Origin of the sequence: Pseudooceanicola antarcticus, assembly GCF_900215355.1 — a bacterium.
GTDB classification, from domain to species: Bacteria; Pseudomonadota; Alphaproteobacteria; order Rhodobacterales; family Rhodobacteraceae; genus Pseudooceanicola; species Pseudooceanicola antarcticus.
The window spans coordinates 83,309-104,841 of sequence record NZ_OBEA01000006.1; the positions used below are offsets into that span (position 1 = coordinate 83,309).

Annotated in this window: 19 protein-coding genes; 9 read left to right on the forward strand and 10 right to left on the reverse strand. The window is 68.4% G+C overall.

Features of this window, described 5'->3' with window-relative positions; all coding sequences use genetic code 11:
• Positions 1-74 precede the first annotated feature (74 nt).
• A complete protein-coding gene (locus CRO50_RS15125) occupies positions 75-1,928 on the forward strand; it encodes a peptidyl-prolyl cis-trans isomerase (protein ID WP_097146768.1) in 1,854 nt (617 codons plus the stop codon).
• 89 nt (positions 1,929-2,017) lie between these two features.
• Here CRO50_RS15125 and CRO50_RS15130 read toward each other — a convergent pair whose 3' ends face one another.
• Both CRO50_RS15130 and CRO50_RS15135 read right to left on the reverse strand, forming a co-directional pair.
• The gene (locus CRO50_RS15130) at positions 2,018-2,914 is read right to left on the reverse strand and encodes a serine hydrolase domain-containing protein (protein WP_097146769.1); all 897 of its coding nucleotides are present in this window, start codon (positions 2,912-2,914) and stop codon (positions 2,018-2,020) included.
• 103 nt (positions 2,915-3,017) lie between these two features.
• Positions 3,018-4,535 carry a polysaccharide deacteylase family 2 protein gene (locus CRO50_RS15135; protein WP_179747298.1) on the reverse strand — a complete coding sequence of 506 codons (1,518 nt, stop codon included), beginning with the start codon at positions 4,533-4,535 and terminating at the stop codon, positions 3,018-3,020.
• 285 nt (positions 4,536-4,820) lie between these two features.
• On the opposite strand from CRO50_RS15135, the gene trpD reads away from it, so the two are divergent.
• The 6 genes from trpD (at position 4,821) to lexA (ending at position 9,793) form a co-directional block, all read left to right on the forward strand.
• On the forward strand, positions 4,821-5,843 hold the full coding sequence (gene trpD / locus CRO50_RS15140) for an anthranilate phosphoribosyltransferase (protein WP_097146771.1): 1,023 nt from the start codon (positions 4,821-4,823) through the stop codon (positions 5,841-5,843).
• Positions 5,840-6,532, forward strand: coding sequence for a uracil-DNA glycosylase (locus tag CRO50_RS15145; RefSeq protein WP_097146772.1), 693 nt, complete (start codon positions 5,840-5,842; stop codon positions 6,530-6,532). Before trpD ends, CRO50_RS15145 begins: the two co-directional genes overlap by 4 nt.
• Positions 6,529-7,338: an indole-3-glycerol phosphate synthase TrpC gene (trpC, locus tag CRO50_RS15150; RefSeq protein WP_097146773.1), complete on the forward strand. Its 810-nt coding sequence runs from the start codon at positions 6,529-6,531 to the stop codon at positions 7,336-7,338. Before CRO50_RS15145 ends, trpC begins: the two co-directional genes overlap by 4 nt.
• A complete protein-coding gene (gene moaC / locus CRO50_RS15155; protein WP_097146774.1) occupies positions 7,338-7,811 on the forward strand; it encodes a cyclic pyranopterin monophosphate synthase MoaC in 474 nt (157 codons plus the stop codon). The genes trpC and moaC overlap by 1 nt, the downstream gene beginning before the upstream one ends.
• Positions 7,808-8,992 carry a molybdopterin molybdotransferase MoeA gene (locus CRO50_RS15160; RefSeq protein WP_097146775.1) on the forward strand — a complete coding sequence of 395 codons (1,185 nt, stop codon included), beginning with the start codon at positions 7,808-7,810 and terminating at the stop codon, positions 8,990-8,992. Before moaC ends, CRO50_RS15160 begins: the two co-directional genes overlap by 4 nt.
• 81 nt (positions 8,993-9,073) lie before the next feature.
• Positions 9,074-9,793: a transcriptional repressor LexA gene (gene lexA / locus CRO50_RS15165; RefSeq protein ID WP_097146776.1), complete on the forward strand. Its 720-nt coding sequence runs from the start codon at positions 9,074-9,076 to the stop codon at positions 9,791-9,793.
• Positions 9,794-9,896: 103 nt separating this feature from the next.
• Here lexA and CRO50_RS15170 read toward each other — a convergent pair whose 3' ends face one another.
• Entirely contained in the window at positions 9,897-12,005 is a 2,109-nt protein-coding gene (locus tag CRO50_RS15170) for a ComEC/Rec2 family competence protein (protein ID WP_332835702.1), read from the reverse strand.
• Between the two features lie 80 nt (positions 12,006-12,085).
• Between CRO50_RS15170 and gltX the strand changes: the two genes are divergently transcribed.
• Together gltX and CRO50_RS15180 are read left to right on the forward strand one after the other, a co-directional pair.
• Entirely contained in the window at positions 12,086-13,498 is a 1,413-nt protein-coding gene (gene gltX / locus CRO50_RS15175; RefSeq protein ID WP_097146777.1) for a glutamate--tRNA ligase, read from the forward strand.
• 89 nt (positions 13,499-13,587) lie between these two features.
• Complete coding sequence (locus CRO50_RS15180; RefSeq protein ID WP_097146778.1) at positions 13,588-14,883, forward strand: citrate synthase; 1,296 nt, start codon at positions 13,588-13,590, stop codon at positions 14,881-14,883.
• Between the two features lie 353 nt (positions 14,884-15,236).
• On the opposite strand, the gene CRO50_RS15185 is transcribed toward CRO50_RS15180, so the two are convergent.
• The 7 genes from CRO50_RS15185 to argC form a co-directional block, all read right to left on the reverse strand.
• Positions 15,237-16,013, reverse strand: coding sequence for an enoyl-CoA hydratase-related protein (locus tag CRO50_RS15185; RefSeq protein WP_097146779.1), 777 nt, complete (start codon positions 16,011-16,013; stop codon positions 15,237-15,239).
• A 73-nt stretch (positions 16,014-16,086) separates the two neighbouring features.
• Positions 16,087-16,572 carry a cytochrome c-type biogenesis protein gene (locus CRO50_RS15190; protein WP_232617801.1) on the reverse strand — a complete coding sequence of 162 codons (486 nt, stop codon included), beginning with the start codon at positions 16,570-16,572 and terminating at the stop codon, positions 16,087-16,089.
• A complete protein-coding gene (locus tag CRO50_RS15195; RefSeq protein WP_097146780.1) occupies positions 16,569-18,605 on the reverse strand; it encodes a heme lyase CcmF/NrfE family subunit in 2,037 nt (678 codons plus the stop codon). Before CRO50_RS15195 ends, CRO50_RS15190 begins: the two co-directional genes overlap by 4 nt.
• Before the next feature lie 101 nt (positions 18,606-18,706).
• On the reverse strand, positions 18,707-19,255 hold the full coding sequence (locus CRO50_RS15200) for a holin family protein (RefSeq protein WP_097146781.1): 549 nt from the start codon (positions 19,253-19,255) through the stop codon (positions 18,707-18,709).
• Positions 19,246-19,860 (reverse strand): holin-associated N-acetylmuramidase, encoded by a 615-nt coding sequence (locus tag CRO50_RS15205; RefSeq protein ID WP_097146782.1) that lies wholly within the window; start codon positions 19,858-19,860, stop codon positions 19,246-19,248. The genes CRO50_RS15200 and CRO50_RS15205 overlap by 10 nt, the downstream gene beginning before the upstream one ends.
• A gap of 119 nt (positions 19,861-19,979) precedes the next feature.
• Complete coding sequence (gene ccmE / locus CRO50_RS15210) at positions 19,980-20,417, reverse strand: cytochrome c maturation protein CcmE (RefSeq protein WP_097146783.1); 438 nt, start codon at positions 20,415-20,417, stop codon at positions 19,980-19,982.
• Between the two features lie 25 nt (positions 20,418-20,442).
• A complete protein-coding gene (gene argC, locus CRO50_RS15215) occupies positions 20,443-21,471 on the reverse strand; it encodes an N-acetyl-gamma-glutamyl-phosphate reductase (RefSeq protein ID WP_097146784.1) in 1,029 nt (342 codons plus the stop codon).
• Between the last annotated feature and the right edge of the window lie 62 nt (positions 21,472-21,533).

Genomic DNA, 21,533 nt, shown 5'->3' on the forward strand with positions numbered 1-21,533 from the left:
TTCCCGAAAGGCCGCAAAATCATATCACTAAGGCCCGCCAGCGCTTTGGCGCGGCAGAAAATCGGAGGCGCCGCATGGCGAGCAAAGCATCCAACGGGCTGGTCTGGGTTCTCCTGGCCCTGCTCATCCTGGGCCTCGGCGGTTTCGGCGCGACCAGCTTCACCGGCTCGGTCAGCTCCGTCGCCAAGGTCGAGGGCAAGTCCATCCGCATCGACAGCTACTCGCGCGAGCTGCAGAACCAGATGAACCAGATCGGCCAGTCGCAGCTGAACCGGCCGCTGACCATCACCGAGGCCGAGGCCTTCGGCATTCCCGATGGCGTCATGGCCCAGCTGGTCAGCGAACGCGCCCTGGACGCCGAGGCCGCGCGCCTTGGCCTGTCGGTCGGTGACGCCACCCTGCGCGACCAGATCATGCAGATCCAGGCCTTCCAGAGCGCCAACGGCAGCTTCAACCGCGACACCTATACCTTCGCGCTGAGCCAGGCGGGCCTGTCGGAAAAGGACTTCGAGGCCGACCTGCGCGACGAGACCGCGCGCTCGGTCCTGCAGGCCGCCGTCATCGCCGCCACGCGGATGCCCGAGAGCTATGCCGATGCGCTGATCGGCTATATTGCCGAGACCCGTGACATCACCATGCTGCGCCTCGACCAGGACGATCTGGAAGCGCCGCTCGAGACACCCTCGGACGAGGTGCTGCGCGCCTTCTACGAAGAGAACATCTCTGACTACACCGCCCCCGAGAAGAAGCGCATCACCTATGCGATGCTCTCTCCCGATGCGCTGATCGACGAGATGCCCATCGACCCCGAGACCGTCCGCGAAGCCTACGAGGCCCGGATCGACGAGTTCGAGCAGCCCGAGCGCCGCTTGGTCGAGCGCCTGGCCTTCGCCGATGAGGCTGCAGCAGAGGCCGCCAAGGCCGCGCTCGACGCCGGCGAGACCGATTTCGAGACACTGGTCGGTGACCGAGGCCTGACGCTGGCCGACGTGGACCGGGGCGATGTCTCCGAGGCCGCCCTCGGCGCCGCGGGCGAGGCCGTCTTCGCCGCCGAGAGCGGTGAGGTCGTGGGCCCCCTGCCCTCTGATCTGGGCCCGGCGCTCTACCGGGTGAACGGCGTTCTGGCGGCGAACAATGTCGACTACGGCACCGCCGCGCTGATGATCCGCGAAGAGTTGGCCGCCGATGCGGCCCGCCGCGAGGTCTCGCGCCAGGCTGAACCCGCCGAGGACCTGCTGGCCGGTGGCGCGACGCTGGAAGAGCTGGCCGCCGACACCGGCATGGAGCTTGGCACCATCGACTGGTTCGACGGCCTCTCCGAGGGGATCGCGGGCTATGCCGACTTCGACGAGGCCGCCGCTGCGGTCACCGCCGAGGATTACCCCGAGATCGCCGAGCTCGACGACGGCGGCATCTTCGCCCTGCGCCTCGACGAGGTGGTCCCTGCCGCGCCCGAGCCCTTCGAGGACGTGCGTGACCGGGTGCAGAACAACTGGGAAGCCGCCCAGACCGAAGCCGCGCTCAGCGCCCGCGCCCAGGAGATCCAGGCCCAGACCGAGGCCGGCGCCACGCTGGAACAGATCGCCGAAGAGACCGGCCTGGAGCTGAGCACCGAGACCGGCGTGACCCGCGGCGGCTCTGTCCTTGGCACCGCCACCGGCTTCAACGCCAGCGTCTTCGAGCTGGCCGAGGGCGAGACCATGATCAGCCAGGCCTTCGGCGCGGTCCTCTTGACCCGTCTCGACGCGGTGACCCCGCCCGACGAGGGGGATGAGCAGACCGAGCTGCTGCGTCAGCAGATCACCAGCCAGATTTCCAGCGGCCTGGCCCAGGATCTCTACCAGGCCTATGCGGCGGAGGTGCAGGAAAGCATGGATGTGCGCATCGACCAGGACGCGCTGAACGCGGTCCACGGCCAGTTCCGCTGAGCCCTGGGACATCGGATCGGAAAGGGGCGCCTCGGCGCCCCTTTTTCTTTGCCTGAAGTGCCTGGACAGACGTCGGACGAGGGCTCAGCTCAGGGCGCCTCGCCCGCGGCAATGGCTTGGTCGATGCGCAGGGCCTCCCATTCCGCGGGGGCCTCGTTCCAGCCGTCGGTGAAGCTCGCCACCGTGACGGCGGGCGCCAGATCGGGGAAGGTATAGACGGCGTTGACGCAGAAGGGTCCGCCGCCCGAATGTCCCCAGGCCCGGCCCATGTCCTTCAGCCGACCGCTCATCAGGCCCAGTGCATAGCCCGTTTCCTGCCAGGGGCGTCCCTCGATCGCACCTCCCAGCGGGCGGCGTTCCTGCATCTCGGCCAGGCTGTTGTCTGAAAGCAGCGCGCCATGGGCCAGCCCGTGCAGCAGCGCCGCGGCCTCCCGTGCCGAGCCCAGAAGCAGCCCGTGGTAGACCCAGCCCGGATGGTAGTCGCGCCCCTCTGGCCAGTGGATCGCCGCCATGTCTGGACGGCAGCGGGCCAGTCGCACGCTTTTCAGGCCCAGGGGCGCGCAGATGTGCCGCTCTACATAGGAGCCGAAATCACAGCCCGCCGCCGCCTCGATTCGGGCGCGGGCCAGCATGTAGCCGGGGTTCGAGTATCGCCAGCCTTGCGCCTGCGGATCGGGCCGGGCCCCCGCGCCCAGCTCGGCCATCATGCGGCTCGGCGTCCAGGGCTCGACATTCGCGGCCACCGCGCGTCTGTAGGAGGGCAGGCCCGCGTAATCCCCCAGCCCCGCCTCGTGGCGCAGCAATTGGCGTAGCGAGGCCCCATCCTCGGGCCGGTCGAGATCAAGCCGCCCCGCCTCCTGCAGTTGCAGGGCAGAGATGGCGATGACGGTCTTGGTGAAGCTCCACCAGGGAAAGAGCGCGTCGGCATTGCCAAGGCTGCCGGTCTCGCCCTCTGCGGTGATCCAGCAGGAGTGCAGCGCGCTCATTGCGGGGACAGGCCCCGCCGCGGGGCCCTCAAGACATGTCGCATGGGCCGCGCAGCGGGCCATTCCGCCGGATCACGCCCGCCCGTGGGGTTCCGGCGCGGGGTCATTCGCCCCTGTCCGCAAGAACCGCGGTCACCGGCACCAGCTGCACCTTGCCGGCACGGTCCGCAAGGCCCCAGACCAGCAGCGCCGAGACCGTCTCGGGGCGCAGACGGCCCACCATGACAACGCCGCCCTCCTGGTCCGCCTTCAGCGCGGCATAGTCGAGGAAGCGGCGGATGACCTTCTGATCCTCGCCCTTGGCATCGAAATCCCGGAAGAGCGTCGCCGCCGGTACGCCTTCGCGCTCGGCCAGCTTGCGCGCGGTATCCAGCCCTTCGGGGTAGAGCACCAGCCCCTGCCCGATCTCCGCCAGCGCCGCCGCCAGCTGCTCGGAGCTCTCGCGGCCGCGTTGCAGCGCGCCGGGGGTGGCCTCCATCAGGGCCACCGCCTCGGGCATGGCGCCGATCCAGCTCTGGGTGGCGGTCTCGACATCGGCAGGAGCTGCCCCCTCGGGCAGATCGCTCAGCGCCAGCACCTCGAAGCCCGCATCGCGGTAGGCGCGCATGGTGCGGGTGGCATCGGGCAGCGAGGGATCAAGCGCGAAGCTCAGCGGATAGGGGAAGCGGCGCAGGGCGTTGAAGGTCACGGGGCTGTCGCCCGCGTCGATCAGCACCACCGCCATGCGCGGCCGCGGGTCGGTGGCGTCGTAGTCCACGGCGTAGGCCTCGAAGGGCCGGACCGAGGTGGCATCGGGCGCGTCCTCGCGCAGGGTGAGAGGCCCGTCGGCGGCCTTGCCCGGCAGACGCGGTGCCTCTGCCTCGGTCGCAGCCGTCTCGCCGACCTGCGGCAGGCGCGGGCTGATCTCGGGCTGTGCGAGGTCTTCGGGCTCGGGGCTGAGGTCAGCCTCCGCCTCCGGCGCAGGCGTCTCCGCCTCGGGCACGGACATGGCGGCCAGCTCCGTCTCAGCGCCTTCCGCATTCTCGGGCGCGGTTTCAACCGAGACTTCCGGCGCGATCTCGGGGGCCGTGCCAAGCGCGTCAAGCTCGCTCGCCGGGAAGCCCGTCGGGGCGCTTTCAACCGGGTCAGAGGCGGCCATGGTCGTGCCACCGGCGCTTTCCGCCGGCGGGGTGACGGGGGAAAGCCCCTGCAGCGTCACCTCTGCCTCGGGCTCGCGCGCCGGTTCGGCAGCCTCGGCAGGTTCTGCAGGCGCAGGGGCGGGTTCTGCGGGAACCTCTTCCGACAGCGCGGCTTCGGGCTCGTCCGCACTCTCGGGCGCGGGCTCTGCGACGGTTTCGGGCTCGGCCGCCGGCTCGGCGTCAGGGGCAGGATCAATCTCCGGCTCCGCTTCGGCCTCTGGCGCCGCTTCCGGCTCCGCCTCTGGCTGTTGGTCGGCCTCTTCTTCCGGCTCCGGCGAGACCTCCGCCTCGGGCGGCGTCGTGGCCTCGGTGGCAGGCGGTTGCGCCATGTCCCCCATGACCGGCACGCCCCCAGGAGGCGGCGCGGTCAGCGAAGCCGTGGCCAGCGCCATCCCGGTCAGGAGGCTTCCCCAGACAAATCCAGTAATCGCACCGCGTGCCACTCGACCCTCTCGCTCTCTCCGGGTCTTTCGCCCGGTCTGGACCGGGCCAAGCCCCGGCCCGCCTGTCATTTCGCCCCCGCGTCCCGGAACAGCCCTTGACGCTGCCCGGCTGGCGCGGGATCAATGCAACGGCCCGTCAGCGCGGCCTCCCCGCGCCGTCCCGCTGCGGACCGGCGGACCCGGAGCGCCGCTGCGCCACGGGTCCTGCCAAGACCACGCCCCCTTGGGGTGTCGGGAAACTATACCACCATATCCGCCCTCGGAAAGGGGGTGAGGAGAGCCCGAATGTCCGATGCCCTGAAGCCGCTCATCGCCGCCGCCGCCAGCCGCGCGCTCAGCCGCGAGGAGGCCGAGCAGGCCTTTGAGCTCCTGTTCGAGGGCCAGGCGACCCCGGCCCAGATCGGCGGTTTCCTGATGGCGCTGCGCACCCGTGGCGAAACGGTCGAGGAATATACCGCGGCCGCCTCGGTGATGCGCTCGAAGTGCCACAAGGTGACGGCCCCCGCAGGCGCCATGGATATCGTCGGCACCGGCGGCGACGGCAAGGGCACGCTGAACATCTCGACCGCCACCGCCTTCGTGGTGGCCGGCGCGGGGGTGCCGGTGGCCAAGCATGGCAACCGCAACCTGTCGTCCAAGTCCGGCGCGGCGGATGCGCTCGGCCAGATGGGCATCAACGTCATGGTCGGCGCGCAGATCGTCGAAGAAGCCCTGGCCAAGACCGGCATCGCCTTCATGATGGCACCCATGCATCACCCGGCCATGGCCCACGTGGGCCCCGCCCGCGCCGAGCTGGGCACGCGCACCATCTTCAACATCCTCGGGCCGCTCACCAATCCCGCCGGAGTCCGCCGCCAGCTCACCGGCGCCTTCTCGCGCGAGATCATCCGCCCGATGGCCGAAACCCTGGGCGCCCTCGGCTCCGAGAAGGCCTGGCTGGTGCATGGCTCGGACGGCACGGACGAGCTGGCGATCTCGGGCATCTCCTGGGTCGCCGCCCTCGAAGAGGACGGCTCCATCCGGGAATTCGAGCTGCACCCCGAAGAGGCTGGCCTGCCGGTGCATCCCTTCGAGGCCATCATCGGTGGCCAGCCCGAGGAAAACGCCGCCGCCATGCGCGCGCTGCTGGCAGGCGAGGCCTCGGCCTACCGCGATGCGGTGCTGCTGAACGCCGCCGCCGCCCTGGTGGTCGCGGGCCACTCGTCCGACCTGAAGGAAGCCGCGGGCATCGCCGCCGAGAGCATCGACAGCGGTGCCGCCCGCGCCCGGATCGAGGCGCTGGCTGCGCTGACCACAGCCGCCGCATGAGCCTGCCTGAAGGCCAGCCCGCACCGCCCCCGGCCTGGGCGGATCTGCCCTTCTTCGCCGAAAGCTATCCCGGCATAGCCACGACCCTTGCGGCGGAGACCCGGCAGATCCTGCCGCCCGCGCCGCAGCGCTTCGCCGCGCTCGACGCCTGCCCACCCGAGGCGGTGCGCGTGGTGATCCTGGGCCAGGACCCCTACCCGACGCCCGGACATGCCCATGGGCTGGCCTTTTCGGCCGAACCCCATGTGCGCCCGCTGCCCCGGTCCCTGGGCAATATCTACAAGGAAATGACCGAGGACCTGGGCTCCTGCCCGGCCGACGCCGACCTGCGTTTCCTGGCCGCCCAGGGCGTGCTCCTGCTCAATACCGCGCTCTCGGTGCCGGCGGGCGAGGCCGGCGCCCATGCCAGGCTCGGCTGGTCGCAGTTGACCGCAGAGGTCATGGCCCGCCTGTCGGACCGCCCGCGCGCCTTCCTGCTCTGGGGGAAACCCGCGCAAAGCTATCAGCGTTATATTGCCGGGCAGGACCACCTGGTGCTTGCCTCGCCGCATCCCTCTCCGCTCTCCGCGCGCCGCGGGTTTTTCGGCTCGCGGCCATTTTCAAAGGTCAACAACTGGCTTAGAGCGAGAGGAGAGACCGAAATCAACTGGACCGGCCAGGGGTCCGCGCAGAAGGGAGCCTCAGGATGAGCGAAACCGTGCTGGACCGCATCAAGGCCTACAAGCTGGAAGAGATTGCCGCCGACAAGGCCGCGAAATCGCTGTCGGAAGTCGAGGACGCGGCCCGTCAGGCCTCGCCCGTGCGCCCCTTTGCCGACGCCCTGCACGAGGCCTCGCGCCAGGGCTACGGGCTGATCGCCGAGGTCAAGAAGGCCTCGCCCTCCAAGGGGCTGATCCGCGAGGATTTCGATCCCGAATGGATCGCCGGGGCCTATGAAGAGGGTGGCGCCACCTGCCTGTCGGTGCTCACCGATACGCCGTCCTTCCAAGGGTCCAAGGACTTCCTGCCGATGGCCCGCAACGCCTGCTCGCTGCCGGTGCTGCGCAAGGACTTCATGTATGACACCTACCAGGTGGCCGAAGCCCGCGCCATGGGCGCCGATTGCATCCTGATCATCATGGCCTCCGTCTCGGACGAGCAGGCGGCCGAGCTCGAGGCGGCGGCCACCGAATGGGGCATGGATGCGCTGATCGAGGTGCATGACCAGGAAGAGCTGGAGCGCGCCGCGCACCTGGAAAGCCGCCTCTTGGGCATCAACAACCGCAACCTGAAGACCTTCGAGACCTCGCTGGACACCACCCGCAAGCTGTCGCGTCTGGCCCCCGAGGACCGTATCCTGGTCTCGGAAAGCGGGCTGCACGGTCCCGAGGACCTGGCCGAAATGGCCCGCTACGGGGCCCGTTGCTTCCTCATCGGCGAAAGCCTGATGCGCCAGGACGACGTGGCCGGTGCCACCCGCAAGCTGCTGGCCCAGCCGACCGGCGGGGTGATGTAATGGCGCTCAGCCATTTCGACGGCAAGGGCGATGCCCATATGGTGGATGTCTCGGAAAAGGCAGTAACCGCGCGCCTCGCGGTGGCCGAGGGCTTTGTCCGCATGGCACCCGAGACGCTGGCGCTGATCTCCTCGGGCGAGGCCAAGAAGGGCGATGTCGCCGGGATCGCCCGGCTGGCGGGGATCATGGGGGCCAAGAAGACCTCTGACCTGATCCCGCTCTGCCACCCGCTGCCGATCACCAAGGTCGCCCTCGAGATCACCCCGGACGAGGCCCTGCCGGGCCTGCGTATCGAGGCCACCGTGAAGACCTCGGGCCAGACCGGCGTCGAGATGGAGGCACTGACCGCCGTCTCGACCGCTGCGCTGACCGTCTATGACATGGTGAAGGCAGCCGACAAGGCGATGGAGATCACCGCCATCCGCCTGCTGCTGAAGGACGGCGGCAAGTCGGGCCGCTTCGAGGCGCAATGATCTCGGTCGACGAGGCCCTGGCGCAGCTTTTCGCGCTGGCGCAGCCCCTTGGCACCGAAGAGGTGCCCCTGCGCGAGGCCGCAGGACGTGTGTTGCGCGAAGATGCTGTGGCGCGCCGGGATCAGCCGCCCTTTGCCGGTTCCGCCATGGACGGCTATGCGCTGATTGCGGAAGAGGCGGTCGTGGGCGCCAGCTTCGAGGTTATCGGCGAAAGCGCCGCCGGGCATCGTTTTGATGGCACCGTCAGCGCCGGTCAGGCCGTCCGCATCTTCACCGGCGCCCCCATCCCCGACGGCGCAACCCGCGTGGTGCTGCAAGAGGATGTGACCCGCGAAGGTGATCGCATAACCCTTGGCGAGCGCCTCGACACCGGCCCCCATATCCGCGCCGCCGGCATCGACTTCCGCGCCGGAGACCGCCTGACCGCCCCTCGCCTGCTGCGGCCGGCCGACGTGGCGCTGCTGGCGGCGATGAATGCCCCGCGCCTCACCGTCTCGCGCCGCCCCGAGGTCGCCCTGATCTCGACCGGCGACGAGCTGGTGCTGCCCGGAGAGGACCCGGGCCCCGACCAGATCATCGCCTCGAATACCTTCGGGCTAGAGGCGCTTTTCCGCGCCCATGGCGCGACGGTCCGCCTGCTGCCGCTGGCCCGCGACAGCCGCGCCTCGCTGGAGGCCACCTTCGCGCTGGCCAGTGGAGCCGACCTGGTCGTCACCATCGGCGGCGCCTCGGTGGGCGACCATGACCTGGTTGGCCGCGTGGCGGCCGATCTCGGGATGGAGCAGAGCTTCTACAAGGTCGCCATGCGGCCGGGCAAACCGCTGATGGCCGGACGCATGGGGGCCGAGATGGGCGGCGCGATGATGATCGGCCTGCCCGGCAACCCGGTCTCCGCCATGGTCTGCGGCCATGTCTTCGTGGCCCCTGTGCTGCGCGCCCTGCAGGGCCTGCCGCCCGCGCCCGCGCCGCTGGCGCGCGCGCCGCTGCTGGAAGACCTGCCCGCCAACGGCCCGCGGGCCCACTACATGCGCGCCCTGCTCTCGCCCGAGGGCCTGCGCCCCGCGGGCTCGCAGGACAGCTCCCTGCTGTCGCTGCTCTCGGAGGCCGGCGCGCTGATCATGCGCCCGCCCGAGGCGCCCGCCGCCCGCGCCGGAGAGATCCTGCCCTACCTGCCGCTTTGAGCTGGATTCAACCGGCTTCGTTGACACAAAACGGGAACACCTGTAGAACGAACCCAGAGGACCAGAGCAGGAGCCCCCGCAATGCTGACGAAAAAGCAGCTAGATCTTTTGGAATTCATCCACAAGCGTATGGCCCGTGACGGGGTGCCGCCGTCCTTTGACGAGATGAAGGAAGCGCTGGACCTGCGCTCGAAGTCGGGCATCCACCGGCTGATCACCGCGCTGGAAGAGCGCGGGTTCATCCGCCGCCTGGCGCATCGCGCGCGCGCCATCGAAATCGTCAAGCTGCCCGACAGCCTGCTCGCCAAGGAGGCCGCCACCAGCCGTGGTTTCCGGCCCCGCGTAATCGACGGCGGCGCAGATGCCTCGGCCGCGGCCGACCGGCCCTCGGGTGGGCAGCCGCTGGAGGCGCTGCATGCGCAGGAACTCCAGGTGATGGGCAAGATTGCCGCCGGTGTCCCGATCGAGGCGATCTCGGAAGTGGCTTCCCATATCGCCGTGCCGGGCTCGATGCTGTCGCGTGGTGGCGATCACTATGCGCTGGAGGTCAGCGGCGACTCGATGATCGAGGCCGGGATCAACGATGGCGACGTGGTGATCATCCGCGAGACCGCCACCGCCGATGACGGCGATATCGTCGTGGCGCTGGTGGAAGAGCAGGAAGCGACGCTGAAGAAGATCTACCGCAAGTCCGGCTCGATCGACCTGGTGGCCGCCAACCCCGCCTATGCCACGCGCACCCTGCCCGCCGACAAGGTGCGGGTGCAGGGACGGCTGGTCGGGCTGATCCGCAGCTACTGAGGGGGCGTGGGGGCTCTGCCCCCGTCCGCTGACGCGGACTCCCCCGGAGTATTTTCAGCCTGGTGATGACATGAAGAGGGCGCCCCGGTCGGGCGTCCTTTTGCTATTCCGGCCCGCGCGCGGCGGTGAGGTCGCTGCGCGAGAGGCGCTGTCCGAGAGAGGCCCAGAGGCCCGGACTGCGGGACAGCTCGGGGCTGTTCCAGTAGCGGGTGCCGTCGGTCTCGCTGGCCGTGACGACCAGTTGCTTGTCGAGGTAGATCGCCACCGCACCGGTGCGGCGCAGTCGGGCGGGGTCGTAGATCTCGCAGCCGGTAGCCCTGCTTGCCAGCGCGGCCTCGACGTTCAGCACCAGAATCTCTGCTTCCTCGCAGGGTCCGGCGGCCCCGGCGGCGCGTTTGCCCGTCGCGTGGCGGATCGCTGTGCCCGCCTGCCAGCGCCCGGCGGCCTCGAGCTGTTGCGCCTTGTCGCCGTCGTTCTCCAGCCAGACCCTTGCGGTGAAGCTTTCAGAGCGTTCGCGCGAGAGCGCCCGGCCCTCAGGCGTCATCACGCCGACGAGGCCGCCGGTCTCGGCGATCAGGATGTCGGGGCGGGTGGTGCCCTGCCAGAGGATCAGGGCCAGGGCCACCGGCGCGACGCCAAGCCAGCGCGCCCGCCCTGCCCATAGGATCACGAAGAGCCCGCCGAGGCAGAGCATCGGCAGGGCCACCGGCGGCGGGCTTGGCACCGTGCCGCGCGCGCCCTCCAGCCCCGCCGTGAAACGCGCCACCGCAAGGATCCAGTCCAGCCCCCAGCCCATGAGTGTCATCGGCAGCGCCTCGAGCCCGAGCGGCATCAGCAGGACCGAGACCAGCGCCGCGGGCATCACCAGCGTGCCCATCACAGGCACCGAGAGCAGGTTGGCCAGCAGCCCGTAATGCGCCAGCTGGTTGAACTGCGCCGCCGCCACAGGCGCCGTGGCCGCCCCCGCCACGGCCGAGGAGATGACAAGTGTCAGTACCCGGCCACGCCAGCCCCGGCCCGGCCAGCCAGCCCCCTGCCCGTCCTTCGGCGTCATCAGCGAGAAGATCCAGACCAGCGCCAGGGTTGCGGCGAAGGACATCTGGAAACCCGGCGACAGCAGCGCCTCGGGGCGCAACCCCAGCACCACCAGTGCGGCCAGCGCTACCGCCCGCAGGGTCAGGGCTCGGCGCAGCGCCATGGCGGCGACCAGCACCACGGCGACCATGACGAAGGCGCGCTCGGTGGCGATGGAGCCGCCCGAGAGCCCGAGGTAGATCACCGCCACCACCAGCGCGCCCGCCGCCGCGATGCTGCGCAGCGGCAGGTGCAGGGCCAGGCGCTCGGACACGGCAAGCAGGCGGCGCAGGGAAAGAAAGACGAAGCCCGTCAGCAGCCCCATGTGCAGCCCCGAGATCGCCAGAAGATGGGCCAGGTTGGCCACCCGCAGCGCCTGCAAGGTCTCTTGCCCCATGCCCGAGCGATCGCCCGCGGTGATCGCCGCCGCAAATGCGCCGGTCTCGCCGGGCAGGGCCTGGCGGAAGGCCTCGGCCAGGGCCATCCGGGCCCGGAAGATGCGGGCGGCGCCGGGTTCGGGTGGGGCGACCCCGAGCAGCGGGATGCGCGTGTAGCCGACGGCGCCCAGCTTCTGGAACCAGGCGTGGCGGCGGAAGTCGAAGCCTCCGGGCTCGACCGGGCCGCCGGGGGGCGAGAGATGGCCGGTGGTCATGACGCGCTGCCCCGGACGCGGCACCGTGCCGCCGTCTCCGTGCAGGGAAATGCGCACCCGCGCCGGGGTGCGCGCGGGCGCCATGCGGCCCAGTCGCACCTGGTCCAGCGTCAGGCGCAGCGCGTCCGAAGCCGAACGGTCCATGCCGATGATGCGCCCTTCCACGGGACCATAGTAGCGATAGCCCAGCACCGGAGCCGAGACCCGCGCGGCGCGCTCTGCCGCCAGCCACATCCCCCCCGCGATCAGCGCCAGCGCCACGAAACCCGCCTGCAACAGCGGCCTGTCCCGCCGCGACGCGCCCCAGGCCAGGCCCGACAGCACCACAGTCAGCACCGGCAACGCCAGCCGCAGTTCCGGTCCCGGCTCCTGACGCAGCGTGAAGTACCAGCCGATGCCCAGGCCCAGGAAGACCGGAACCCAGGGGAACATATGCCCGCGCTGTGCCAGCAGGGCCTGCCGCATGATCTGTACCAGCCGCCGCACTTGTCTCGCCTCCGGCCCGCCGATAGACAATGCCCGAAACGCTATGCCGCGTATGGTTAATCAATCGTTAGGATCTCCCCTTGTCCGATCAGATCGTCACCCGCTTCGCCCCCTCGCCCACGGGCTTCCTGCATATCGGCGGCGCCCGCACGGCGCTGTTCAACTGGCTCTTCGCGCGGGGCCGTGGCGGCAAGTTCCTGATCCGGATCGAGGACACCGACCGCGCCCGCTCGACCCCCGAGGCGACGCAGGCGATCATCGACGGCATGGCCTGGTTGGGTCTCGACCACGACGGCGAGATCGTCAGCCAGTTCGAGCAGGCCGAGCGCCACCGCGCCGTCGCGCTGGAGCTGCTCGAGAAGGGCGCCGCCTACAAGTGCTTCTCGACCCAAGAAGAAATCGAAGCCTTCCGCGAGCAGGCGCGGGCCGAGAAACGCTCGACCCTGTTCCAGAGCCCCTGGCGTGATGCCGATCCCGCCAGCCACCCCGATGCGCCCTACGCGATCCGCCTGAAGACCCCGCAGGAGGGGGAGACGGTGATCGAGGACCAGGTGCAGGGGCGCGTGACGATCCGCAACGATCAGCTCGACGACATGATCCTGCTGCGCTCGGACGGCACGCCTGTCTACATGCTGGCAGTGGTGGTGGACGACCACGACATGGGCGTGACCCATGTGATCCGAGGTGACGATCACCTCAACAACACCGCCAGGCAGATGGGAATCTACACCGCCATGGGCTGGGAGCTGCCGGTCTACGGTCATATCTCGCTGATCCACGGCGAAGACGGCAAGAAACTGTCGAAGCGCCATGGGGCGCTTGGTGTCGAAGAGTACCGCGACATGGGCTATCCCGCCGCCGGCCTGCGCAATTACCTGGCCCGTCTCGGCTGGTCGCACGGCGATGATGAATACTTCACCGACGCCCAGGCCCAGGAATGGTTCGGCTTCGACGGGATGAACAAATCTCCGGCCCGTTTCGATTTCAAGAAGCTGGCCAATATCTGCGGCCAGCACATCGCCGCGGCCGACAATGCTGCACTGCTGAAAGAGACCTTGGCCTTCCGCGAAGTCACCGGGCAGCCCGCGCTGTCCGAGCAAAAAATTAATCTCCTTTCCCTGGCCATGCCGGTCTTGAAGGAGCGCGCCAAGACCTTCCCGGAACTTCTTGATAAGGCTCACTTCTGCCTGGCAGAACGCCCCCTTCAGGTTGAAGAGAAAGCGGCCAAATCGCTTGACCCAGTATCCATCGGTATACTGACCGAATTGACGCCGCACTTGCAAAATGCTAGCTGGACGCGTCAGGATCTGGAGGGGGAACTGACGACTTTCGCCGAAGCTCGCGAGATGAAGTTCGGCCAGCTTGCCGCACCCCTGCGTGCAGCACTGGCAGGCCGGTCCGCGACGCCGAGCGTATACGACATGATGCTGGTCCTTGGCCGGGAAGAAGTGCTTCTCAGGCTCGGGGATGTGACCGGCAACGGTGCTGCTTAACCTTTCGTTGAGAGGCGCCGTGAAAGAGAAGGGGCGCCGGGCTGTCGCTGCGACGGGCCGGTGCGGGAACAGAGGAAGGGATATCAAGAATGTCTGAACCTAAGAAGACGGCGACTCTGACGGTCGACGGTGAGAGCTACGAATTCCCGGTGCTTTCGCCCTCTGCCGGGCCCGATGTCATCGACATCCGCAAGCTCTATGCCACCACCGGCATGTTCACTTATGACCCGAGCTTCACCTCCACCGCCTCCTGCGAATCGACCATCACCTACATCGACGGTGAGAAGGGCGAACTGCTGCATCGCGGTTACCCGATCGACCAGCTGGCCGGCAAGTCGCACTACCTGGAAGTCTGCTACCTGCTGCTCTACGGCGCCCTGCCCTCGGCCAAGCAGCTCGAGGACTTCGAGACGCTGGTGACGCGCCACACCATGGTGCACGAGCAGATGCACCGTTTCTTCACCGGCTTCCGCCGGGATGCGCATCCGATGGCCATCATGGTCGGTGTCGTGGGGGCGATGTCCGCCTTCTACCACGACAGCACCGACATCAATGATCCGCATCAGCGCGAGGTCGCCTCGATCCGCCTGATCGCCAAGATGCCGACCATCGCCGCCATGGCCTACAAGTACACCGTCGGCCAGCCCTTCGTGTACCCGCGCAACGACCTGGACTACGCGTCCAACTTCCTGCGCATGTGCTTCTCGGTCCCGGCCGAGGAATACGAGGTGAACCCGATCCTGAGCCGCGCGATGGACCGGATCTTCACCCTGCACGCCGACCACGAGCAAAACGCCTCGACCTCGACCGTGCGCCTGGCCTCCTCTTCGGGTGCCAACCCCTTCGCCTGTATCGCGGCCGGCATCGCCTGCCTCTGGGGCCCCGCTCACGGCGGCGCCAACCAGGCCTGCCTCGAGATGCTGCGCGAGATCGGCACGGTCGACAAGATCCCCGAGTACATCGCCCGCGCCAAGGACAAGAACGATCCGTTCCGCCTGATGGGCTTCGGCCACCGCGTCTACAAGAACTTCGATCCCCGTGCGACGGTGATGAAGGAAAGCGCGGACGAGGTTCTGGAACTGCTGGGCATCGAGAACAACCCGACGCTGCAGGTCGCGAAAGAGCTGGAAAAGCAAGCGCTTGCCGATCCCTACTTCGCCGACAAGAAGCTCTTCCCGAACGTCGACTTCTACTCGGGCATCATCCTCGAGGCCATGGGCTTCCCGACGTCGATGTTCACCCCGATCTTCGCGCTCTCGCGCACCATCGGCTGGATCTCGCAGTGGAAGGAACAGATCGAGGATCCGTCCCTGCGCATCGGTCGCCCCCGTCAGCTCTATGTCGGCGAGACCTCGCGCGACTACACGGACGTGGAAACCCGCTGATCGGCGGCACATCCCGAAATTGCAAAGGGCGGCTCTGCGGAGCCGCCCTTTTCTTGTGTCCCGCCGTTCTGGGCTTGCTTGCGCCCCTGCGGGGCGGGGCGCCTCCGGCGGGAGTATTTGGGGCCTGGTGATGATGGGGGCCTGGCGCGGATTTGTCACCCGACGCGCCCGCTGTCAGACCGCGGATCCGCAAGCGGCAAAAGGAGGCCGCCTGCAAGGCGCCCCTTCTGCAACATCACCAGGCTGGAAATACTCCGGGGGTGAATTGGGCCCGCAAGGGCTCAAGAGGGGGCGGCGCCCCCTCCCCCGCGCGCGCCGGAGGCAGGACGCAGGTCCTGCATGATGGCGCTCTTTCAGCGGCCTTCAAAGTGGGGCGGGCGCTTTTCCAGGAATGACACGACGCCCTCCTTGAAGTCACGGCTCTGGCCGCAGCGACCCTGGGCCTTGCCCTCGGCCTCGAGCTGGCCGTCCAGGTCGCTCTGCCAGGAACCGCGGATGATCTGCTTGACCTCGGCATAGGTGGCGGTCGGCCCCTTGGCCAGGTGTTCGGCCCTTGCGCGCCAGTGGGCTTCGAAGCCCTCGTCCGGAACAGCCTCCCAGATCATGCCCCAGGCGTCGGCCTGGGCGGCGGTGATCTTCTCGGCGAAGAGCGCGGCCCCCATGGCTTTCTGGCTGCCCATGGAACGCGGCAGGAAGTAGGTCCCGCCGGCATCCGGCACCAGGGCGATCCGGGTGAAGGCCTGCAGGAAATAGGCGCTCTCGGCCGCGATCACCACATCGGCGCAGAGCGCGAGGTTGGCGCCTGCCCCGGCTGCGGCGCCGTTAACGGCCGCGATGGTGGGGATCGGGCAATCCACGATGGCCTTCAGCATCGGCACGTATTCGTCGCGCAGGGTGCGCTCGAGATCCGGATTGGCCACATTGGCCCGATCGCTCAGGTCCTGGCCCGAGCAGAAGGCCCGGCCCTCGGCGGTAAGCACCAGCACCCGCGCCTTCTCTCCGGCGACCCGCACCGCATCGGCGATCTCGGCCCGCATCTGGCTGTTCAGCGCGTTCATCACCTCGGGCCGGGTCAGCCGCAGCACGGCGATATCGGCCTCGATTTCCAGCGAAATGGTCTGATAGCTCACGAGAGCCCTCCTCCTGTCATCCTCGGCTCCACAGAAGCCCGGATGCGCCCCCGCGTCAAACCTGAACACAGCGTCATTTCTTCAGGATTTCCTGCAAGCGCGCTTCTTCCTCGTCCGAGAGCACATCTGCCCCCGCCTGGGCCCGTCCCCGCGCCCGCACGAAGCCCAGGCCGAGGCCCAGGCCGAAGAGCAGCATCAGCGGGCCCGCGGCCCAGAGCACGATGTTCAGCCCGCCCGTCGTGGGCTTGAGCAGCACGTATTCGGTGTAGCGCCCGACGATATGGTCCAGCACCTCTTCATCGGTGTCGCCTTCCAGCAGGCGCTCTCGCACCAGCAGGCGCAGGTCACGGGCCAGCTCGGCGTTGGAATCGTCGATGTTCTCGTTGCGGCAGACCAGGCAGCGCAGCTCCTTGCTGATCTCGCGGGCGCGTTCTTCCAGCACCGGGTCGTCCAGCATCTCGTCGGGCTGCACCGCCAGGGCCGGGCTTGCCAGCACCAGCACCGCCAGCACCAACAGCGTCGGGTGGATGCTATCCACCATCCGTCTCAGCCAGGTCATTCCGCCGGCACTCCCTGCGCCTTCACGGTCCTTGCCGCCCCCGCCGCGACGCGGTAGCGCCGGTCCGACAGGCTCAGGCCGCCACCGAGCGCCATCAGGATGGCGCCGCCCCAGATCCAGTTGGCCAGGGGCTTGTAGTAGCTGCGCATGGCCCAGCCCCCGTCCGGCTGCGGATCGCCGAGCGCAACGTAGATATCGCGCAGGAAACCGTTGTTGATCGCGGCCTCGGTGGTGGGCATGCCCGCTACCGGGTAGACCCGCTTCTCGGGGTGCAGCAGGCCGATCGTGCGGCCGTTCTTCGACAGCGCCACATCGGCCATGGTCGAGACATAGTTCGGGCCCTCGACCCGGTTCACCCCCTGCAGCTGCAGCTCGTAGCCCGCGATCTCGACCCGGTCGCCGGGTTGCACCACGCGGATATCCTCTTCCTGCCAGGCCAGCATCGAGGCGATGCCCGCCATGCAGACGCCAAGTCCCGCATGGGCCACCGCCCGGCCCCAGTCGGCGCGCGGCAGGCGCCAGAGCCGCGAAAGCGGCCCCTTGCCCTTGCGCGTCCAGAGATCCGCCACGGCGCCCGCCACCAGCCAGGCTCCCAGCATCAGCCCCACTGGACCAAGTGCCGAGCGCCCCGTCTGCAGGGCAAAGAAGAGCGCCAGCACCGCCAGGGCCAGCACGGCGGCCGGGATGAGGCGCGGCATGACCCGGCCGAGCCGGGCCCGCTTCCAGGGCAGCATAGCGCCCAGGGGCAGCACCGCGCCGAGCGCCACCATGAAGGGGGTGAAGGCCATGTTGAAGAAGGGCGCCCCCACCGACAGCTTCTCGGGGTGATCGAAAAGGCCAAGCGCATAGAAGGGGTTGCGGAAAGCCGCCCCGCCAAGCCGCCAGATCTCCTGGTCCGAGGCGAGCTCGATCGCCAGCGGCCAGATGGTGCCGACGAAGACCACGAAGGCCGCCACCGCCAGCAAGATGTTGTTCAGCACCAGCGCCGACTCGCGGCTGACCATGCCGAAGACCCCCTTGGCCGAGAGCTCGTCGGCGCGGAAGGCAAAGAGTGTCAGCGCCCCGCCCATGAAGAGGCCGGTGATGGCCAGCAGGAAGACGCCGCGCTCGGGGTCGTTGGCAAAGGCGTGGACCGAGGTGATGACGCCGGAGCGCGTGATGAAAGCGCCGATCAGCGAGAAGCCGAAGGCGGTGATCGCCAGCAGGATTGTCCAGGCCTTCAGGCTCTCGCGCTTCTCGACCACGATGGCCGAATGCAGCAGCGCCGCAGAGACCAGCCAGGGCATGAAGGAGGCGTTCTCGACCGGGTCCCAGAACCAGAAGCCGCCCCAGCCCAGCTCGTAATAGGCCCACCACGAGCCAAGCGCGATGCCGATGGTCAGGAAGATCCAGGCAGCCAGGGTCCAGGGCCGCACCCAGCGACCCCAGGCGGCATCGACGCGGCCTTCCAGCAGCGCCGCCACGGCGAAGCTGAAGGACATCGAGAGGCCCACGTAGCCGAGGTAGAGGAAGGGCGGATGGAAGGCGAGGCCGGGGTCCTGCAGCAGCGGGTTCAGGTCCTGCCCGTCGAAGGGCGGCACTGCCAGGCGCAGGAAGGGATTCGAGGTGAACAGAAGGAAAGCCAGGAAGGCCGCGCCGATCAGCCCCTGCACCCCGAGGACGCGGGCGCGCAGGCTGGCGGGCAGGTTGTCTCCGAAGAGCGCCGCCGCGCCACCGAAGAGCGCCACGATGAGCACCCAGAGCAGCATGGAACCCTCGTGGTTACCCCAGACCCCGGTGATCTTGTAGAGCATCGGCTTGGCGGAATGGCTGTTGGCCCAGACCAGCCGCAGCGAGAAATCAGAGGTCACGAAGGCCCATGTCAGGGCGGCAAAGGCGAAGGCCACCAGCAGCGCCTGGGTCACGGCGGCGGGCTCGGCGGCCGCCATCCAGCCGGGCCAGCGGCGCCAGGCGCCGACAAGGGGCACCACCGCCTGGAAGAGGGCCACGGCGAAGGCGAGGATCAGGGCGAAATGGCCAAGTTCTGTCATCATGCCCGGACTATAGTCTCAGGGCTGGTCAGGCCTCAATTCAAATGCGCGGCAGGGACGCGACCGAATTGTCGCGCCCCTGCCCCCGGATCGCCCCCCAGGGCTCACCCGGCCTTGCGCCAGGCCTCAAGCGCCGGGTTCGCACCTCCCGGCGCCTCTGCCGCCCGGACCGGCTCTGCCAAGTCCGGCGCGTCCAACTGGCGCAACGCTTCGATGTTCTCGACCACCTGCGGCACAAGGGTCATGCTGCGGGCGATCTCGCGCTGGAATTCCTGTCCCTTCACCTGGTGCCTTGCCCCGAAGTAGAAGCTGACCACCGCCCCCAGGAGCCACCAGAGCGCCTCGGGCACCAGGGCAAGCCCTTGCATCCGTTCGGAAAACCACACCGGATCCCACATCGCCGAGACGAAGAGGCCGATGGCGCCAAGGGCCATGGCCGGCCGGGGCAGCCGGTTCAGCCCGTCCATGAAACGGTCAAAGCCCCTGCGCTGGTCGCGGAACTCCCGCCCATGCTGCGCCAGGGCCGCCTGGAAGGCTGCCAGGTCGCGCTGGTCCGTGGCTTCGGCATTGGTCCGGAACACCTCTGCAGTATCGCGGATCACGTTGCGCCCGCCGCCGAAGACGACCTCCAGAAGACCTGACATCAGCCCCATGCCGCGACCCTCTCGGCGAATTCCGCGTCCGACATGTGGTAGCGCGGCGCAATGAAGCTCTCGGCGCGCCTGATCCAGCCGCCCTTGCCGCCCGAACGGGTGCGGCAGTACTTGCGGCTCCGAGCGCGGGCATCGGCGATGCGGAAGTAGTAGTTGCGCCGCGCGATTCCATAGGCATCGACGATGTAGTCGGCGGCAGCGGCATGGGCCTCGTGGCAGGCCGCGATGGTGCGCGGCCCGATGACACCATCGGCGCTGATCTCCCACCCCATCTCGCGCAGCAGCCGCTGCAGGATCTTCACCGCATTGGCACCGGCGTTGACATACATGTCGAAGACCGAGGCCCAGAGCGGCTCCGGCAGATCGGCGATGCGCGGCTTGTGGAAGTAGTGATCCAGGAAGATCTCGCGCGCCTTGTCGCGGCTCAGGCGCTGCACATCCGCCACGTCCACATCGCCGTCATCATCGAGGTCAAGGCCCAGGCGGCGCATGGTGTGGATCGTCACCCCGTGATTGGTCGCCCCGCCGGGATCGTCGGGATCATTCACGAACCCGCCCTCGCGGGTCAGGATCTCATCCGCAATCTGCTGAACATCCAAGGACATGGTGCAATCTCCCGAAGCTTTGCCTCGGGGATCAGCCTGCGCGGGAAGGGTTAACGGCGCGCAACGGCAGCGCGCGGAGGCCCGGTCTCGCCAAGCCGTCCGTCACTGCGCCTGGGGGATCAGCTCTCGGGCGGCTGGTAGACGCCCTGCTCTTTCAGCGCGTCCACGACCTCTTTCGGCATATAGCTCTCGTCGTGCTTGGCGAGGATCTCGGTCGCCACGAAGACACCATCGACGAGGCTGCCGGTGCCGATCATGCCCTGGTTCTCTTCGAAGAGGTCGGGCAGGATGCCGCGATAGGTCACCGGCACCGTTGCCCCGCCATCGGTCACCGAAAAGCGGATCACCTCGCCGCGCTCCAGGGACCCCTCGGATACCAGCCCGCCCAGGCGGAACACCTCGTTCGGCGCGGGCGGTGCCTCGGCCACCTGGCTCGGAGAGCGGAAGAAGTTGATGCCGTCCTGGAAGGCATAGCCAATCAGCGCGCCAGAGATGGCAAGCGCCACGAAGGCCAGCACGATGATTTGCACGCGGCGCTTCTTCTTCAAGCCTTTCATCGGCTTACCCTCCAAACCTCATGTGTTACGGGAAAAGTGCCGCCCCCATCAGACCAGCGGTCTCATCGAGCCCCAGCATCAGGTTGGCGTTCTGCAGCGCCTGGCCGGAGGACCCCTTGCACAGGTTGTCGAGCACCGTCACCACGATGGCCCGGCCCGCGATACGGTCGCCGGTGACGCCGATATGGACGAAGTTCGAGCCCCGCACGTCGTGGGTCGAGGGCACCTCGCCAAAGGGCAGCACCTGGATGAAGGGTTCTCCCGCATAGGCCGCGACCATGGTGTCATAGACCTCCTGCGCATCGCCCGAGACATAGCCCGTGGACAGGATGCCCCGGTTCACCGGCAGCAGATGCGGCGTGAACTGGATCTTCACCTCGCGCCCCGCCAGCTTGCTGAACTCCTGGTCGAACTCGCCCAGGTGCCGGTGCTTGCCGCCGACGGCATAGGCGTTGTAGCCCTCCGACAGCTCGGCATGCAGCAGGTTTTCCTTCAACGACCGCCCCGCGCCGGAGACGGCGCATTTCATGTCGAGGATGATGTCGTCGAGCCCGATCACGCCGGCTTCGATCAGCGGGCGCAGGGTGAACTGGCCGGTGGCCGCATTGCAACCGGTGCCGGCGACGAGGCGCGCGGACTTGATCTCGTCGCGGTAGAATTCGGTCAGGCCATAGACGGCCTCGCCCTGCATCTCGACGGCGGCATGATCATTGCCGTACCACTGCTTGTAGACCTCGGGATCACGCAGCCGGAAGTCGGCCGAAAGATCGACGATCTTCAGCGACTTGGGCAGCTCGCGGATGACCTCCTGGCTGGTCTTGTGCGGCAGGGCGCAGAAGGCCAGGTCGATCTGGGAAAAGTCGATCTGATCCACCGTCACCAGGTCGGGCAGATCGAGGTGTCGCAGGAAGGGAAAGACCTGGGCCATGCGCATGCCGGCCTTGGAATTGGCCGCCAGCGCGGCGATCTCCAGACCCGGATGGGTCGAGATCAGCCGGATCAGTTCCGCCCCGGTATAGCCCGAGGCGCCGATGATTGCGATTTTCTTGGTCATGTCGGCTCCGCGCGTCAAACGCGCTCTAGATGCGGCATGGGGGCCGCGTATTCAAGGGATTT